The 17,724-nt window shown below is 70.7% G+C and carries 14 protein-coding genes; 4 read left to right on the top strand and 10 right to left on the bottom strand.

Annotation, left to right across the window (positions count from 1 at the left end; genetic code table 11):
* Positions 1-158: 158 nt before the first annotated feature.
* The 3 genes from glmM (at position 159) to ACXR8F_RS01960 (ending at position 4,865) form a co-directional block, all read left to right on the top strand.
* Positions 159-1,505: a phosphoglucosamine mutase gene (gene glmM, locus ACXR8F_RS01970; protein WP_458798542.1), complete on the top strand. Its 1,347-nt coding sequence runs from the start codon at positions 159-161 to the stop codon at positions 1,503-1,505.
* Between the two features lie 105 nt (positions 1,506-1,610).
* Complete coding sequence (locus ACXR8F_RS01965; protein ID WP_458798541.1) at positions 1,611-3,644, top strand: M3 family metallopeptidase; 2,034 nt, start codon at positions 1,611-1,613, stop codon at positions 3,642-3,644.
* A 39-nt stretch (positions 3,645-3,683) separates the two neighbouring features.
* Positions 3,684-4,865: a low temperature requirement protein A gene (locus tag ACXR8F_RS01960; RefSeq protein WP_458798540.1), complete on the top strand. Its 1,182-nt coding sequence runs from the start codon at positions 3,684-3,686 to the stop codon at positions 4,863-4,865.
* Between the two features lie 115 nt (positions 4,866-4,980).
* On the opposite strand, the gene ACXR8F_RS01955 is transcribed toward ACXR8F_RS01960, so the two are convergent.
* From ACXR8F_RS01955 to glpX, 8 genes are all read right to left on the bottom strand, one after another.
* Positions 4,981-5,496 (bottom strand): beta-class carbonic anhydrase, encoded by a 516-nt coding sequence (locus ACXR8F_RS01955; protein ID WP_045191864.1) that lies wholly within the window; start codon positions 5,494-5,496, stop codon positions 4,981-4,983.
* 2 nt (positions 5,497-5,498) lie between these two features.
* Entirely contained in the window at positions 5,499-7,211 is a 1,713-nt protein-coding gene (locus ACXR8F_RS01950; protein WP_458798539.1) for a fumarate hydratase, read from the bottom strand.
* Positions 7,212-7,382: 171 nt separating this feature from the next.
* Positions 7,383-8,246 (bottom strand): carbohydrate ABC transporter permease, encoded by an 864-nt coding sequence (locus ACXR8F_RS01945; protein ID WP_045191862.1) that lies wholly within the window; start codon positions 8,244-8,246, stop codon positions 7,383-7,385.
* Complete coding sequence (locus ACXR8F_RS01940; RefSeq protein ID WP_082081005.1) at positions 8,243-9,400, bottom strand: carbohydrate ABC transporter permease; 1,158 nt, start codon at positions 9,398-9,400, stop codon at positions 8,243-8,245. Before ACXR8F_RS01940 ends, ACXR8F_RS01945 begins: the two co-directional genes overlap by 4 nt.
* On the bottom strand, positions 9,397-10,755 hold the full coding sequence (locus ACXR8F_RS01935) for an ABC transporter substrate-binding protein (protein ID WP_052677383.1): 1,359 nt from the start codon (positions 10,753-10,755) through the stop codon (positions 9,397-9,399). Before ACXR8F_RS01935 ends, ACXR8F_RS01940 begins: the two co-directional genes overlap by 4 nt.
* Positions 10,756-10,958: 203 nt before the next feature.
* Positions 10,959-12,683 carry a substrate-binding domain-containing protein gene (locus ACXR8F_RS01930; RefSeq protein ID WP_458798538.1) on the bottom strand — a complete coding sequence of 575 codons (1,725 nt, stop codon included), beginning with the start codon at positions 12,681-12,683 and terminating at the stop codon, positions 10,959-10,961.
* Between the two features lie 231 nt (positions 12,684-12,914).
* A complete protein-coding gene (locus ACXR8F_RS01925) occupies positions 12,915-13,850 on the bottom strand; it encodes a carbohydrate kinase family protein (RefSeq protein WP_458798537.1) in 936 nt (311 codons plus the stop codon).
* A gap of 8 nt (positions 13,851-13,858) precedes the next feature.
* Positions 13,859-14,851 (bottom strand): class II fructose-bisphosphatase, encoded by a 993-nt coding sequence (gene glpX, locus ACXR8F_RS01920; RefSeq protein WP_045191858.1) that lies wholly within the window; start codon positions 14,849-14,851, stop codon positions 13,859-13,861.
* A gap of 96 nt (positions 14,852-14,947) precedes the next feature.
* Between glpX and ACXR8F_RS01915 the strand changes: the two genes are divergently transcribed.
* Positions 14,948-15,763 carry a DUF4245 domain-containing protein gene (locus tag ACXR8F_RS01915; protein ID WP_458798536.1) on the top strand — a complete coding sequence of 272 codons (816 nt, stop codon included), beginning with the start codon at positions 14,948-14,950 and terminating at the stop codon, positions 15,761-15,763.
* A gap of 12 nt (positions 15,764-15,775) precedes the next feature.
* Here the strand turns inward: ACXR8F_RS01915 and ACXR8F_RS01910 are convergent, their stop codons facing one another.
* Together ACXR8F_RS01910 and xseA are read right to left on the bottom strand one after the other, a co-directional pair.
* Positions 15,776-16,123 (bottom strand): exodeoxyribonuclease VII small subunit, encoded by a 348-nt coding sequence (locus tag ACXR8F_RS01910; RefSeq protein ID WP_082081025.1) that lies wholly within the window; start codon positions 16,121-16,123, stop codon positions 15,776-15,778.
* A gap of 10 nt (positions 16,124-16,133) precedes the next feature.
* On the bottom strand, positions 16,134-17,681 hold the full coding sequence (gene xseA / locus ACXR8F_RS01905; protein ID WP_458798826.1) for an exodeoxyribonuclease VII large subunit: 1,548 nt from the start codon (positions 17,679-17,681) through the stop codon (positions 16,134-16,136).
* Between the last annotated feature and the right edge of the window lie 43 nt (positions 17,682-17,724).

Here is a 17,724-nt window from a genome sequence, read left to right as displayed (position 1 = left end):
CCGTCGGTCTGTCTGGTTCGTCCTGGCACGCGAAGATCCGGGGTCCCCGGCGGGCGGTACCCTGCTCGGGCGGTATCGTCGTCCGAGCACGTGACCACGAGATGGTCAGCACATGAACTCGGGAGGCCTGGGGCCGCCCCGCTCGGAAGGCACACAGCGTGGCTCGACTCTTCGGCACGGACGGCGTCCGTGGTGTGGCGAACAAGGACATCACCGCAGAGCTGGCGCTCGACCTGTCGGTCGCAGCAGCCCACGTGCTCGCCGAGGTCGGAGCCTTCAACGGCCACCGTCCCGTCGCGGTCGTCGGCCGTGACCCCCGGGCCTCCGGCGAGTTCCTCGCCGCAGCGACGACCGCCGGTCTCGCGTCGGCCGGCGTCGACGTGCGCGACGCAGGGGTGCTGCCCACCCCGGCGATCGCGTACCTCGTGGGCGAGCAGGACGCCGACCTCGGCGCGATGCTCTCGGCGTCGCACAACCCGATGCCCGACAACGGCATCAAGTTCTTCGCCCGCGGCGGCCACAAGCTGGCCGACGACCTCGAGGACCGCATCGAGCAGCGGCTGCGCGCCGACTGGGAGCGACCCACCGGCGGCGACGTCGGCCGCATCACCCCTCTCGTCGACGGAGCCGACCGCTACGTCGCCCACCTGCTGTCCGTGCTGCCGCACCGGCTCGACGGCCTGCACGTCGTCGTCGACGCCGCGCACGGCGCCGCCTCCGAGGTCGCGCCCCGGGCGTTCCGAGAGGCGGGCGCCCGGGTCACGCTCATCGGTGGTGAGCCCGACGGCCTCAACATCAACGACGGCTACGGTTCCACGCACCTCGAGCACCTCGAGCAGGCCGTCGTCGACGCCGGCGCCGACCTCGGCATCGCGCTCGACGGCGACGCCGACCGCTGCCTGGCCGTCGACGCGGCCGGTCGCGAGGTGGACGGCGACCAGATCATGGCGATCCTCGCGCTCGCCATGAAGGAGCAGGGCGTCCTTCGCGGTGACACGCTCGTCGCGACCGTCATGTCCAACCTCGGCATGATCCAGGCGCTCGGCAGCGCAGGCATCAAGGTCCTGCAGACGGCCGTGGGCGACCGCTACGTGCTCGAGGGCATGAAGGACGGCGGCTTCTCGCTCGGCGGCGAGCAGTCCGGCCACGTCGTCATGCTCGACCACGGCACCACCGGCGACGGCACCCTGACCGGGCTCATGCTCGCCTCGCGCGTGGCCGCGACCGGACGCACGCTGTCGGACCTCGCCGCCGTGATGACCCACTTCCCGCAGGTGCTCGTCAACGTCAAGGACGTCGACAAGTCGGCGCTCGAGGCCAACACGGCCGTCGCCGACGCCGTGCGTGTCGCCGAGGGCGAGCTGGGCGAGACGGGACGCGTGCTGCTGCGCAAGTCCGGCACCGAGCCCGTGGTGCGCGTCATGGTCGAGGCCGCGGACGGCGACCAGGCCCGCACGCTCGCCGACCGCCTCGTCGGGGTCGTGAAGGCCGAGCTCAGCCTCTGAGTGACCCAGCCGCGCAGGTGCGCCGCGGCTCCCCTTCGGGTGCGTGACGGCATACGCGGCCAAACTGCGTGGAGCTCGCGGCGTCGCCCTGCGTAGGGTTCCGTCATGCCCAACCCCCTGCTCGCCCAGAGCCCGCTGCCGTTCTCGCTGCCGCCCTTCGCGCTGATCCATGACGAGCACTACCCGGAGGCGTTCGACCTCGGCATGGCCGAGCACCTCGCCGAGGTCGAGGCCATCGCCACGAACCCCGAGGCGCCGACCTTCGAGAACACCCTCGTGGCGCTCGAGCGGTCGGGACGCACCCTGAGCCGGGTCAGCCTCGCGTTCTTCGGCACCTCGAGCTCGCTCGCGACCGACGCGGTGCAGGCGATCGAGGAGGAGTACGCGCCGAAGCTGACCGCCCACGGCGACGCCGTACGACTCGACCCCCGGCTCTACGCGCGCATCAGGGCGGTGCGCGACGACGAGGAGGCGATGGCCGCCCTCGACCCCGAGTCGCACCGGCTCGTCGAGCGACACCTCACCGAGATGACGGTGGCCGGTGCGGGCCTGGACGACGACGCCAAGGCGGCCCTGCGCGACCTCAACGGCCGGCTCGCGACCCTGAACACCCGTTTCGAGAAGCAGCTTCTCGCCGACACCAACGACCTCGCCGTCCTCGTCGACGACGTGGCCGAGCTCGACGGCCTCACCGCCGGCGAGATCTCCGCCGCGGCAGCGGCCGCCCGCGAGCACGGCCACGACGGCAAGTGGCTCATCACGCTGGTGCTGCCCACCGGACACCCGCACCTCGCGTCGCTGACGAACCGAGACGTGCGACGGCGCCTCCACGAGGCCCAGAGCGCGCGCGGCAACCGCGGCAACGCCGACGACACCAAGGCCCTCGTCCTCGAGATCGTGCGCCTCCGGGCGGAGCGGGCGCGCCTGCTCGGCTACCCCTCGCACGCCCACGCCGCCCTCGCCGACTCCACGGCCCGCACCCCTGAACGCGTCATGGGGCTCCTCGGACGGCTCGCACCCGCGGCGGCCCGCAACATCGAGGCCGAGCGGGCGCTCCTCGAGGAGGAGGCAGGCGAGCCCGTCGAGGCCCACGACTGGGCCTTCTGGGCCGAGCGAGTGCGCGCCTCGAGGTATGCCGTCGACCTCGCCGCGATGCGGCCGTACTTCGAGGCCGAGCGGGTGCTCCAGGACGGCATCTTCCTGGCCGCCGAGCGCCTCTACGGGCTGACCTTCCACGAGCGCGACGACCTCGTCGGCTACCACCCCGACGTGCGGGTCTTCGAGGTGCACGACGCCGACGGGTCGGCCTTCGGGCTCTACCTGCTCGACCTCTACACCCGCGACACGAAGAAGGGCGGGGCGTGGATGAACAGCCTCGTGCACCAGAACGCGCTGCTCGAGCAGCCGCACGCCGTCGTCATGAACAACCTCAACGTCCCCAAGCCGGGCGCCGGCGAGCCGACGCTGCTCACCTACGACGAGACGCGCACCTTCTTCCACGAGTTCGGGCACGCCATCCACGGGCTCCTCGCCCGCGTCACCTACCCGCACTTCGCCGGCACCCGCGTCTTCCGCGACTTCGTCGAGTACCCGAGCCAGGTCAACGAGATGTGGATGCTGTGGCCCGAGGTGCTGTCGAGCTACGCGGTGCACCACGAGACGGGGGAGAGGCTGCCGCAGGAGCTCGTCGACCGGCTCGTCGCCGCGCAGTCCTTCGGCGAGGGTTTCGGCACGGGGGAGTACCTCGGGGCCGCGCTGCTCGACCAGGCCTGGCACGCGCTCGGCGTCGAGGAGGCCGCCGCCGTCACCGACGTCGAGGCCTTCGAGGCGCAGGCGCTGGAGCGGGTCGGGCTCGCGCACCCGCTGGTGCCGCCGCGCTACCGGTCGACCTACTTCGCGCACACCTTCTCCTACTCCTACGACGCGCAGTACTACGCGTACATCTGGAGCGAGGTGCTCGACGCCGACACGGTGGCCTGGTTCCACGACAACGGCGGGCTGACCCGGGAGAACGGCGACCGCTACCGTCGCCACGTCGTCGGCATCGGCGGCGCCGCCGACCCGCTCGAGTCGTACCGGGAGTTCCGGGGCTCCGACGCCGACATCACGCACCTGCTCGAGCGTCGCGGCCTCGGGTGACCCGTCGATCCGTCGCGGGGTTGCTGGCAGACTCGGGCCGTGAGCCACGTCAACGCCGTGCCGCTCTCTCGACGCATGCAGCCTCGTGACCCGCACGAGGCGCACCGCGTCGCGACGCCGCTCGAGCTGTTCTTCGACCTCGTCTTCGTCGTCGCCATCGCGAGCGCCGCCGCGCAGTGGCACCACGGGCTCGCGGAGGGGCACCTGGGTGACCTCGTGAACTTCGTGATGGTCTTCTTCGCGATCTGGTGGGCCTGGATGAACTACACGTGGTTCGCCTCGTCCTACGACTGCGACGACGTGCCCTACCGCCTGCTGACCTTCGCGATCATGGTGGGCTCGCTCATGCTCGCGGCGGGCATCCCCGACCTCTTCGACGACGGGCAGTCAGGGCTCGTCGTCGGCGGCTACGCGCTCATGCGCTTCGCCATGGTCGCGATGTGGCTGCGTGCCGCCGGCGGTCACCCCGAGGGGCGCCGCACCGCCCTGACGTATGCCGCCGGGATCACCGCGGTGCAGGCGCTCTGGATCGCGCGGCTGCTGCTCGAGGGGGAGGCCGTGCTCAAGGCGTCGTTCTTCACCCTCGTGGTCCTCGAGCTGATGGTGCCCGTGCTCGCCGAACGCCGCGGCTTCACGCCGTTCCACCCCCACCACATCGCCGAGCGGTACGCCCTGCTGACGCTCATCGTGCTGGGCGAGGTGGTGCTCGCCGCGGTGCAGGCCGTGCAGGGGGCGCTCGACGCCGGCGCGAGAACGGGGCTGCTCACGCTCGTGGTGGGCGGGCTGCTCCTCGTCTTCTCGATGTGGTGGCTCTACTTCAAGCGCGACCACTCCGGGCTCTTCGAGGGCTCGATCGGCAGCATCTTCCTCACCGGCTACGGGCACTACCTCGTGTTCGCGTCGGTGGCCGCCACGGGTGCGGGTCTGGCGGCTGCGGTCGACCTCGTGCAGGAGGAGGCGCACACGTCGCCGCGGGTCGTCGGACTGGCGCTCGCCGGCGCCGTCGCGGTCTACGTGTGGTGCCTGACGGCGATGCACTCGCTGGCGGGTGCGCCGATGGTCGAGCGGCGCGTCGGCGTCGCGGTCGGGCTGGCTGCGCTGTCGGTCGCGGCGGTGGCGCCGCCCATCGGGATCACCGTGCTCGCCCTCGGAGTGATGCTCGCCGCCGTGGTGGCCCACCACGTGTGGCAGACGCGAGCCGGCACTCCCACGCCCTCCTGACACCACCGAACGCCGCGTTCGGTGACGAGCTCACTGTCACAGCAGCGCGTTCGCCATCGAACGCGGCGTTCGACGAAGAGGCGGGGGTGGAGGCGGGGGTGGAGACGCTTCCGGGTCAGTCGACCTGGCGGAGCAGGCCGGTGTCGACGTCGTAGACGAAGCCGGCGACCTCGGTGCCCGCAGCGATGAGCGGGTGCGAGCGCACCTTGGCGAGGTCCTCGCGCAACGCTCGCTCCTGGTCGGTGATCGCGTGGAAGGTCATCCACGAGGCGTCCTCGCCGGCGCTCGCACCGACCCGCTCGCGAAGCTCGGCCTCGGTGTTGGAGGCCATCGCGCAGCGCGTGTGCGGCACGACGAGGATGCGGTTGACGTTCAGCAGGTGGGTCGCGAGGACGAGCGCCTCGAGGGCGTCCGTGCCGACGCGGCCACCGGGGTTGCGGAAGATCTTCGCGTCGCCCGGGCGCAGCCCGACGAGCCCCAGCGGGTCGATGCGCGAGTCCATGCACGTCACGATGGCGACGCCCGCCCGGGCGATGCCGTCGAAGCCCGCCATGTCGAAGCTGTCGGCGTAGGCGCGGTTGGCCGCGATCAGGTCGTCGAAACCTTTTGCGGCAGAGGCGTTCTCAGTCACAGTCACTCCAGTCCGGGTCGCTTGGTAATGGTGAAGGCCATCGGCTTGCTGACTTCGGCGAAGAAGTCGTTGCCCTTGTCGTCGACGACGATGAAGGCGGGGAAGTCCTCGACGTCGATCTTCCACACGGCTTCCATGCCGAGCTCCTCGTACTCGAGCACCTCGACGTGCTTGATGCAGTCCTGCGCGAGCCGCGCGGCCGGGCCGCCGATCGAGCCGAGGTAGAAGCCGCCGTGCGCGTCGCAGGCGTCGGTGACCTGCTTGCTCCGGTTGCCCTTGGCCAGCATCACCTTGCTGCCGCCGGCTGCCTGGAACTGGTCGACGTAGGAGTCCATGCGGCCCGCCGTCGTCGGCCCGAAGGAGCCGGACGGCATACCTTCGGGGGTCTTGGCGGGGCCGGCGTAGTAGACGGGGTGGTCCTTGAGGTACTGCGGCATCTCCTCGCCGGCGTCGAGGCGCTCCTTGATCTTCGCGTGGGCGATGTCGCGCGCGACGACAAGGGGGCCGGTGAGCGACAGGCGCGTCTTGACGGGGTGCCTGCTCAGCTCGGCAAGGATGTCGTCCATCGGCTGGTTGAGGTCGATCTTGACGACGACGTTGCGGCTGATCGAGCTGACCCCGACGGCGTCGTCCTCGTGCTCGCCCAGGTCGACCGCGCCGGCGTCGGGCAGGAAGCGCGCGGGATCGGTCTCGAGCTGCTCGATGAAGACGCCGTCGGCCGTGATCTTGCCGAGCACCTGGCGGTCGGCCGAGCACGAGACCGCGACGGCGACCGGCAGGCTCGCGCCGTGACGGGGGAGGCGCACGACGCGCACGTCGTGGCAGAAGTACTTGCCGCCGAACTGGGCGCCGATGCCGAACTGGCGCGTCAGCTCGAGCACCTTGTCCTCGAGCTCCGTGTCCCGGAAGCCGTGCGCGGTCATCGACCCCGACGTGGGCAGCGAGTCGAGGTACTTCGCCGACGCGTACTTGGCCGTCTTGAGGGCGAACTCGGCGCTGGTGCCGCCGATGACGATGGCGAGGTGGTAGGGCGGGCACGCCGCCGTGCCGAGCGAGCGCAGCTTCTCGTCGAGAAACCGCATCATCGCGTCCTCGTTGAGGATCGCCTTCGTCTCCTGGTAGAGGTAGCTCTTGTTGGCCGAGCCGCCGCCCTTGGCCATGAAGAGGAACTTGTACTGCGCCTCGTGGCCGGGGGCCGTGTCGGCGTAGAGCTCGACCTGCGCGGGCAGGTTGGAGCCGGTGTTCCTCTCCTCCCACGTCGTGATGGGGGCCATCTGCGAGTAGCGCAGGTTGAGGCGGGTGTACGCGTCGTAGACGCCCTCGCTGATCGCCTGCTCGTCGGTGCCGGCGGTGAGCACGTGCTGGCCGCGCTTGCCCATCACGATCGCGGTTCCGGTGTCCTGGCACATCGGCAGCACGCCGCCCGCGGCGATGTTGGCGTTCTTGAGCAGGTCGAGCGCGACGAACTTGTCGTTGTTGCTCGCCTCGGGGTCGTCGAGGATGTTGCGCAGCTGCTGGAGGTGCGCCGGCCGCAGGTAGTGCGCGATGTCGTGCATGGCCGTCTCGGTGAGCAGCCGCAGCGCCTCCGGGTCGACCTCGAGGAAGGTGCGGCCTCCCGGGCCCTCGACGGTGCGCACGCCCTCGGTCGTCAGCAGCCGGTACGGCGTCTCGTCGGCGCCGATCGGCAGCAGGTCCTCGTAGGCGAAGTCGGCCACGACATGCTCCTTGCACTCACCGGCGGGCCGGGGTGCCCACCGCACGGACGTATGCCGCGGTGAGCTGGGCGGCCACACGGCATACGAAAGTCCCCTCCCAGCCTAGTGAACGGCCGGGAGGGGACTGACGCGAGGTGCCACGGGCGCGAGCCCGCCGCGGGCCGAGGTGGGTCAGCCCTTGACGGCACCGCTCGTCATGCCGCGGATCATGAACCGCTGCAAGGTGACGAACACGATCATCGGCACGATGATCGAGATGAACGCGCCGGCCGTGAGCAGCTCCTGCCCCTGGCCCTGCGTGCCGAGCAGCTGCTGGAGCTTCACGATGACCGTCGTGTTCTCGCTCTTGAGGAAGAGCTTGGCCACGAGCAGGTCGTTCCAGACCCAGAGGAACTGGAGGGTCGCGAAGGCCGCGATGGCCGGGATCGACATCGGGGCCACGAGTCGCCAGAACGTCTGGTAGTGGCTGCAGCCGTCGATCTTCGCCGACTCGACGACGCTGCGCGGCAGCGTGCTCATGTAGTTGCGCAGCGTGTAGATGCACAGCGGCATGCCGAAGCCCGTGTGCAACAGCCACACCGCGATGTACTGCCCGCTGATGCCGAGTCCGCGCGGGCCGAGGATGCCGAGCATCGGCTGGAACGACACCTGGATCGGCACGACCATGACGGCGATGATGAGCAGGAAGAACAGCTCCTTGAACCTGAAGTCCATGAAGGTGAACGCGTAGGCGGCGAACGCCGCGAACATGATCGGGATGATCGTCGCCGGGATGGCGACGACGAGGCTGTTGATGAAGCCCGACCCGAAGTCCTGTCCGGTCCAGGCGCCGGAGTAGTTGCTCGCCGTCCAGTTGGCGCCGAAGGGGTTGAACAGCGCCGTCCACCAGCCCGAGGACTGGGCGTCGTCGCGGGTGCGGAACGACGTGATGAGCAGCCCGATCGTGGGGATCGACCACAGGAGGGCGAGCAGGGCCATCACGGTGATCGAGAACGGGCTGCGGGGTCGCCCGTCCTTCATCAGCTTGCGGCTCATCGGTTCGCCTCCTCGTCGCGGAAGTGCTTGATCTGGTACCAGATGAGCGGGGTCACCGCGAGGAGCAGGACGACGACGATGGCGGTCGCCTGCCCCGCCTCGCTCGCCGCGAACAGCTTGTTGAAGAAGAGGTTCGCGATGACGTTGGTGCCGTACTGCCCGTTGGTCGACACGTAGACGATGTCGAAGATCTTCAGCACCGTGATGAAGACGGTGACGAACACCGTGATGATCGTGCCCTTGATCTGCGGGATGACGACCTGCCAGAAGATCTGGAACTCGCCGGCACCGTCGATGCGTGCCGCCTCGAGGGTGTCCTCGGGGACGCCCTTGATCGCGGAGCTCAGCAGCACCATGGCGAAACCGGCCTGCAGCCAGATCAGGATCACCATGAGCAGGATCGAGTTGAGCTTGGCCGTGCTGATCTGCAGCCACGTCTGCGGGTCGCCACCGAGGCTGGTCCAGATCGCGTTGAGCAGGCCGGTCTGGGCCTGGCCCGGGTTGTTGTAGGCGTAGACGAGGGCCCAGATGGACACGGCACTGACCGAGGAGATCGCCATCGGCAGGAAGATCAGGCTCTTGGCGAACTTCTCGCCGTTCGCCGACAGCTTGTCCGACAGCACCGCCACGACGACGCCGAACGCCACCACGACCGCCGGCACGATGACCAGCCACAGCACGTTGTTGACGATCGACGACCAGAACTCCGAGTCACCGAAGATGGTCCGGTAGTTCTGCAGCCCGACGTACGCGGTGCTGTCGGAGTTCGCGAACGAGTAGTTGATCGTCTGGAACGTCGGGTAGATGAGCATCAGCGCGACCAGCGCGAAGCCCGGCAGGATGAAGGCGTAGGGGATCAGACCCTCCGACAGCCGTGCCGGCAGCCCCTCGACGAACATGTTGAGGAAGTAGAAGATCACGGCCGCGCCACCGACGCCCGCGACGATCGCGAGCAGCCCGATGACGATCTTGCTGCCGAACTTCTCGGGGTAGAAGCCGAAGGCCAGGAACAGGTTGCCCAGGGCCCACACGGTGAGGATCATGCCGACGAGGCCGACGGCGATCTTGACCGGCTGCGTGCGCAGGGCTGCCTGCGGGTCGTCGTCGGCGCGCAGACTCTGGCGCGGCGCTGCCGCGCTCGTGCCGGCGGTCATGACTTCGGCCAAGCGGCTTCGATGTTGTCAGCCGTCTGCTTGGACGACTGGCCGCCCTCCCACTTGACCATCTCCTTCCAGAAGACGTCGGAGCCGATCGACTTCGGCATCAGGTCGGACCCGTCGAACCGGAGGACGCTCGCCCTGTTGGCGATCTCGGCGATCTTCTTCGTGGTCTCGTTGGGGTAGTTGCTGGTGTCGAACGTCTTGTGCGGTGAGAGCCAGCCGCCGGCCTTGGCCCACGGGCCGCCGAACTTGTCGGAGGTCAGGAACTCCATGACCTTCTTCGCGTCGGGGTCGTTGCCGTTGAAGAGGCCCGCGAGGTCGCCGCCGCCGAGGATCGCCTGGCCGTCGTAGCCGCCCTCGAACTTCGGGAAGACGTAGATGCCGACCTGGTTGTCGAGGTCCGCCTGGACGTTCTTCGGGTAGAAGGTCGTGGCGAAGTTGCCCTGGCGGTGCAGCATGCACCTCGGCGGGTTGGAGAAGGCCGGGGTCATCGCGTTGCCGAAGGCGGTCGTCAGCACGCCCTTGGTGCCGCCGAGCACCATCTTCGGGTCCTTGTTGAACTTGGCCGCCTCGTCGAGGGCCTTGACGACCCGGTCGTCGTTGAACGGGATGCGGTGCGAGGTCCAGTCGTCGTAGACGTCGGGACCGTACATGCGCAGCATCAGCTCCTCGACCCAGTCGGTGCCCACCCAGCCGGTCGCCTGCGCCGACTCCCAGCCGATGCACCACGGGGTGATGCCGGCCGCCGCGATCTTGTCGGCGACGTCGGTCTGCAGCTGCTGGATCGAGCCCGGTGCCTTGTTGTAGCCGCCCTTCTCGTAGGCGGCCTTGGGGTACCAGACGATGCTCTTGACGGCGTTGCGCATCGGGGCGCCGTAGACACGACCCTTGTAGCGGCCCGCGTCGAGGAAGCCGGTGAGCAGGGTGCCCTGGAGCTTGTCGTAGTCGAGGAACGTGTCGATCGGCTCGACCTTCTTCTGCGCGGCGAACTCGAGCAGGCCGCCGGGCTGGGGGAAGAGGCCGATGTCGGGGGAGTCGCCGGCGCCGACCTTCTGCTTGATGGTCGTCGTGAAGTCCTGGTCGGACGTGTACTGCACGTCGATGCCGCTGCTCTTCTCGAACTCGGCGAGCGAGGCGTTGAAGTTCTTCTCCTCGTCGCCGCCGAAGGCGCCGAGGATCGTGACCTTCTTGTCGTTGTCGGCGCTGCCGCCGTCGACGATGGTGCCGCCACCCCCGGCACCGCCGGAGCCACCGGACGCGTTCGGGTTCTGCAGACAGCCGGCCAGCACCAGCGTGGCGATTCCGACCACCCCGCCTGCCTTCAGGGCCCGTCTAGGGATACCGCTCATGGTCGCTCCTCGTCGTTGAGTTCTGCGTCGATCCCCACCGATCGGCGTGACGACCGTCACGTCGAGTACTCCATTCCTACCGCGTCGGGCATGGCCGGTCCAGTGGGTGAAACTGCACCGTGACCTACCCACAAACAGCTCGCGGCCCCCGGAGGACCGGGGGCCGCGAGCTGTTTCGGGTGTGAACGGTGTGACGGGACGGGTCAGACGCAGCGACCGTTCTTGCACTTGTGGTCGAACAGAGCCCGGGCCAGGACCGTCGTCATGTCGGCGGGCGAGGGAGCGGCGTAGAAGTCGGAGTACGTCATCTTCGAGATCTGCGACAGCGCGTTCGGGTCGACGTCGGGGCCGATGCCGATCGTGGTGATGGCGATCGGCCTGCTCGGGTCGCTCGCGGCGCGCAGGTTGGCCTTGAGCTGCTCGAGCGAGATGCCGTTCGGGTCCTCGTTGCGTCCGTCGGTCAGGATGACGACGGCGTTGACCCGCTGGGGGTCGTACTGCGACTTCACCTTCTGGTACGCGGCCCAGATGGTGTCGTAGAGGCCGGTGCCGCCGCCGACGTTCTTGGAGAGCGACGCGACCGCGGTGGCCGCCTGCGCCCGGTGGCTGTCGTCGTCGAGCCGGCCGATCGGGGCGAGCTCCTTGTAGTCGACGGAGCCGCCGAGCCCGATGGAGAAGGCCCAGAGGCCCAGCTTCGTCGTCTTCGGCAGGGCGGCGAGCGCGATGCCGGCCGCCTCCTGCGTGATCGCGACGCGGGTCGTGTTGCCGACCTTGTCCTTCATCGAGCCGGACACGTCGAAGACGGACAGCAGCGAGAAGTCGGTCGTGGCCGTCTGCCAGACGTCGGTGGCGGCGGTCACGGCGGCCGCGTCGGGCGTGGCGCCGATCTTCACCTCGCCGACGCTGCCCTGGGGGGTCGGCATCGTCACCGGGACCGCCGTCGAGCGGATGCCGTACTCGGCGAAGATCTTGGCCGCCTTCGGCGTCATGAGGTACGCGCGGAGCAGCTCGACCGCCTGGTCGCGCACCGGGTCGGTCGCGACGTTGACGAGGGAGAACTCGAAGGCGGGCGTGCCCTCGCTCGGGGTCACCGAGACCATCCTGTGGTCGGGGAAGAGCCGGTTGTGGTCGATGAGGTCGGCCTCCGACACCGGGAACGCCGACGCCTTGTCGGGGGAGGCGTTGTAGGCGCCGAACAGGTCGTCGATCGAGGGAGCCGAGCCCTTCGCCAGCTTGGGGATGACGACGCGGCCCTGCTCGGCGGACAGCTTCGGCAGGGCGGACGCGAGCGTCAGCATGCCGGCGGTCGTGGAGCGGGGGTCGGTCATGCGGATCGGGTTGTCGGACGCGACGAGGTCGAGCCACTTCGGCTGGCCGTCGAGCGTGCCGGCCTGCAGCGGGTCCATCGCGATGACGAGCGGGCTCTTCGCGAAGGCGCCCGCCGGCTTGGCGTTGAGCTTGGCCGTCTCGTTGACGCGCTCCACCCAGCGCGGCGAGTCGGGGATCCACCCGTCGGGCCGGTCGGGCTGGCCCTGGCCGAGGCCGATCATCGCCTCGATGGGTGCCTTGCCGCGCACGACGTAGTCGACGCAGGGGGACTGCGGGTCGGCCTGGTACTCCTTGGCGAGCGCGAGCACCGCGGGCTGCGCGGCCTCCGACACCCAGAGCGACACCGGCGTCCGCTCGGGGCAGCTCTTGCCCGGGGTCGCCGTGAGGGCGGCCACGGGCGTGGACTCGCGGCCCTGCCACCAGACGAAGCCGCCGAGGCCGGCGCCGGCGAGCAGCACGACACCCAGCACGGCCGCGATGATGCGGTTGCGCCGTGCTGCTGCGATCTTCGCCTCGAGCGCCTTACGGTTGGCCCGACTCTCGACCAGGCTCTTCTCGTACGGCCCCATCGGGCGTTGTGGAGGGGTGGGGTTGGACACGAGGTTTCCTCACATGAGGACGCCCCGGCACCGGGGCGTCAGGGTGAACCACCGGCCAAAACTACCCGGCGGCTCGCGCAGAATGGTGCCTGACCCCGAGGCATCTTGTCGAATGACCGATCTGTCCGGTCTGGTGCACTTCGAGACGGTTTGCCCCAGGCCCGGGTCGGGGGGTCGAGAGCCGACCGCAGGTGGCTCCGGTCCGGTCCGGGCCGGCCGGGTCAGGTCAGGTCAGGTCAGGTCGGAGCGGGTGGGCGCGTGCGCGCCGGCCCGGCCCACCGTGAGCGCACCGGTGGCCAGGGCCCGCTCGACGGCCGGCAGCACGTCGGCGAGACCGGCCTGCTGCAGACGGGCCCGCGACTCGGGGCCGCCCAGCAGTCCGGCGTCGAGGAGTCCCGACACGAGTCCGGCCATGAACGAGTCGCCCGCGCCGACGGTGTCGACGACGTCGACGTGGGGCGCCGGCAGGGCCTGCTGCTCGCCGGTGCGGCTGACCCGCACCACGGCGCCCTCACCGCCACGGGTCATGACGATCACCGACGGGCCGAGCTTGGCCCAGCCGCGCAGCACGTCGTCCTCGGACTCTCCCGGGCACAGCCAGGCGATGTCCTCGTCGCTGACCTTCACGAGGTCGGCGAGACGGATGGACTCCTCGATGGTGCGCCGGGCCTGCTCGGGCAGCCCCATGAGCGCCGGCCGGGCGTTGGGGTCGTAGGACACCGTGGCTCCGAGCCCGCGGGCGACCGCGAGGATCTCGCGCACCTGGCTGCCACCGGGCTCGAGCACGGCGCCGATGCTGCCGGTGTGGACGTGGCCGTATGCCGTGAGGCCGGGGACCGAGGCCACCTGCCACTCGAGGTCGAAGACGTAGGTCGCGGCGCCCGTGTCGTCGAGGGTCGCGTAGGCGACCGACGTGAAGGGTGCGCCCTGGGAGCCGGCGGTCAGGGCGACCCCTCGCTCACGGCATACGTCCTCGATGCGGCGTCCGCGCTCGTCGGTGGCGATCCACGTCGCGAGGTCGACGGGGTGGTCGAGCGCGGCGAGGCCGAACGCGACGTTGGCGGGGCTGCCGCCGACGTGCTCCTCGGTGGCGCCACCCGGTGTGGTGACGGCGTCGACGAGGGCCTCGCCGATGACGAGCGTGTGCACGGGGGTGGGCTGGCTCATGGCGGTGCTCAGTCCTCGATCATGTCGGCGCTGCCGAACCAGCCCGGGCGATCGAAGCGGTGCTCGCTGTCGATGGTGCGGATCGTGCCGCTGCGCGAGCGCATGACGAGGGAGTTGGTGCGGGCCGACTTGGCGCCGTAGCGCACGCCGCGCAGCAGCTCGCCGTCGGTGATGCCGGTCGCGACGAAGAAGCACTCGCCGGTGACGAGGTCGTCGGTGGCCAGCACCCGGTCGAGGTCGTGGCCGGCGTCGATGGCCTTCTGGCGCTCGTCGTCGTCCTTGGGCCAGAGGCGGCCCTGGATGACGCCGCCGGTGCACTTGATCGCGCAGGCGGCGATGATGCCCTCGGGGGTGCCGCCGATGCCGAGGAGCAGGTCGACACCGGTGCCGGGGCGGGCGGCCATGACGGCACCCGCGACGTCCCCGTCGACGATGTAGCGGATGCGGGCGCCCGTGTCGCGGATCTCCTGGGCCAGGCCGTCGTGGCGGGGCCGGTCGAGCATGACCACGGTGACGTCTGCCGGGGTCTCGTTCTTGGCCTTGGCCACGCGCCGGATGTTCTCGGCGACCGGGAGGCGGATGTCGACGACGTCGGCCGCCTCGGGGCCGGTCGCGAGCTTGTCCATGTAGAACACGGCGGACGGGTCGTACATCGCACCCCGGTTGGCGACGGCCATGACGGCGACCGCGTTGTTCATGCCCTTGGCCGTGAGCGTCGTGCCGTCGATGGGGTCGACGGCGACGTCCACCTCAGGGCCCGTGCCGTCGCCCACCTGCTCGCCGTTGAAGAGCATCGGGGCGTTGTCCTTCTCGCCCTCGCCGATGACGACGACCCCGCGCATGCTGACGGTCGAGATCATCGCGCGCATGGCCTCGACCGCGGCGCCGTCGGCCTTGTTCTTCTCACCGCGGCCCACCCAGCGGCCGCCGGCCATGGCTGCTGCCTCGGTGACACGAACCAGCTCGAGAGCGAGGTTGCGATCCGGCTGGCTGTGCTTCATCAAGGTCCTCCGTCGGCGCAGAACGAGTCGGCGCCAGCCTAGCGGTGGCCCCACCCGGGTTTGGACGGCGTCCGCACGTCGGCGACCATGGACGACATGAGCACCCCGTCGACGCCGTCGACACCCCCGTCGTCCGCACCGTCGTCCGCGGTCCCTTCAACGCCCCCCGAGCCCACCGAGCCCACCGAGCCCACCGAGCCCACCGAGCCCACCGAGCCCACCGAGCCCACCGAGCCCACCGAGACTGCCGCGCCCGGTTCGCCGGCGCCTGGGACGGACCCGACGCCGGGAACCCCTGCGGCACCCGGTGCGGCTCCGGCTCCGGCTCCGGCTCCGGCGAAGAGCCGCTACTCGATGGGGACCCTGCCGAACATGCTGCGCTCGATGCTCGTCATCGGCCTGTTCGTGCTTGCGCTCGTGGCGATCGTCCCGCGGATCACGTCGGTGCAGCGCCCCGCCGTCGACGCGGCGGCCAAGGCGGGCCAGGTCGCGGCGCAGACGGCCTGGCCGGTCCAGCTGCCCAAGGGCCTGGGCGACGGCTGGGTCCCGACCGTCGCGACGTACGCTCCCGGCACCGAGGGGGTGCCCACCTTCACGACGGTGTGGACGACGCCGGGCGGCAAGGACATCGCGCTCAAGCAGGCGGTCCGGGTGACGGACGGCTGGGTGCGCCGGTCGGTGGGCGACGGCACGCCGGCCGGCACCGTTCAGGTGTCGGGTCGTTCCCTCGAACGCTTCGTCGCCCAGGACGCCGGGCAGGTCGCGTACCTCGTGCGCGGCACCGGTGCCAAGGGGCTGACGCTGGTGGCGAGCGGCACGGCGTCCGACGACGAGCTCAAGGCGTTCGTCGCGGCGCTGGCGCCGGTGCCGCCCGCTCCGGTCGTCAGTCCGTCGCCGTCGCCCACGACCTGAGGTCAGGCGCCGTCAGGCGTCCTCGTCGTCGAACACCGCGTCGTCGGCGTGCAGCGGTGCAGGGGCGGCCCCGGTGGACGTGCCGGTGGTGCTGCCGGCCGAGCTGCCCGCCGACCCTCCGGTCGAGGGCGCGGCTGCCGGCCGGGTCGCACGCTCGATCTCGGCCTGCGCTCCGTCGAGCCACGTGCTGCAGTGGGCGGCAAGCGCCTCGCCGCGGCGCCACAGGTGCATGGAGTCCTCGAGGGGCGCCTGCCCTGCCTCGAGCTTGGCGACGATGCCGATGAGCTCCTCGCGGGCGTCCTCGTAGCGCATCTCGGCGATGTCGGGGAACGTGCCGTCGGTCGAGGTCGCGTCAGCCATGGGCGCCACCCTATGACCTGCGGGTGACGTCGCCGACGGCGCCGCCGTCGCCGCCGGGAGACTCCTGGGGGTCGAGGGGGAGGGCCTCGGCAGAGCCAGTGGGAGCAGAGCCGGTCGTCTTCCTCGCCGCCCTGCCGACCTGCTTGGCGGTCGGCTTGCGTGCCGCCTGCTTCACGCCCTCCTTGACGACGGCCTCGGTCGCGCTCCGCGTCGCGGCCGTCCTGCGCGAGGTCGTCGCCCGGGTCGTGGCGCGCGCGGTCTTCCGGGCAGCCGACGTCCCGTCGCCCGCCGATCGCGTACGCGGTGCCCCACGCTCCGAGGTCTCGTCGGCGCCGTCGCTGACCGGTCGCACGCCGAAGTCGCCCCGAGCGACCCTCACACGCAGCAGCTCACCGACGCCCACGTCGTCCTGGTCCATGACGATGCGGCCGTCGCGGTGCTGCACGACGGCGTAGCCGCGCTCCAGGGTCGACTGCGGGGAGAGGGCGACGACCTGCCGGCGCAGGTGCTCGGTCTGGTCGGCCGCACGGTGCAGCCGTGCCTCGATGCGCGCGGTGGCCCTCGTGCGCAGGGCGGCGACCTCCTGGCGACGCGCCCGCACGAGTGCGACGGGGTCGGCCATGACGGGTCGGGAGACGAGCGCACGCAGCCCCGACCTCTCGGACTCGACGCGGCGCCCGAGGGCGCGCCGGAGCCGGTCGCGGGCCCCGTCGACGGTGCTGCGCTCGCGGGCCGCGTCGGGCACGACCTTCTTGCCGGCGTCGGTCGGGGTGGACGCGCGCCAGTCGGCCACGAGGTCGAGGAGCGGCTGGTCGACGTCGTGGCCGATGGCGCTGATGACCGGGGTGCGGGCCTCGGCGACCGCACGGATCATCGCCTCGTTGGAGAAGGGGAGCAGCTCCTCGAGGGCGCCGCCGCCGCGCGCGATGACGATGACGTCGACCGTGGGCAGGGCGTCGAGCTCGCGCAGGGCCGCGACGACCTCGGTGACCGCGGACGTGCCCTGCACCGCCACCTCGCGGATCTCGAACACCACGCCGGGCCAGCGACGCCGGGCGTTCTCGACGACGTCCTTCTCCGCGGCCGAGCTGCGGCCGGTGACGAGCCCCACGCGCCGCGGCAGGAACGGGATCGGTCGCTTGCGCTCGGCGTCGAAGACGCCCTCGGCGGCCAGCGTCCGCTTGAGGATCTCGACGCGCGCGAGCAGGTCTCCGATGCCCACGGGACGGATCTGGCGGGCCTCGAGCTGCAGCGTGCCGCGCTTGGTCCAGAAGGTCGGCTTGGCCTGGAGCACGACCCGGGCGCCCTGCGCCAGGGGGATCGGCATGGCGTTGACGGCGTTCATCGGCACCGACACCGACAGCGACATGTCGACGTCGGGGTCGCGCAGCGTGAGGAACGCGGTGCCGCCCCGCGGGTTGAACTGCACGACCTGCCCCTCGACCCAGAGCTGGCTCATCCGGTCGACGTAGTCGGAGATCTTGAGGCTGAGCACCCGCACCGGCCACGGCTGCTCGGCCGTGGTGTCGGCGGCCTTGTCGGGCAGCGGGCTGGTCATGCTCACCCGCGTCACCCTAGGCCCCGCAACCTACCGGGCCGGT

It is taken from the genome of Terrabacter sp. AAH1 (genome assembly GCF_054456855.1).
The sequence above is the reverse complement of the archived record's forward strand: the minus strand, read 5'-3'. Positions and strand labels throughout refer to the sequence as shown.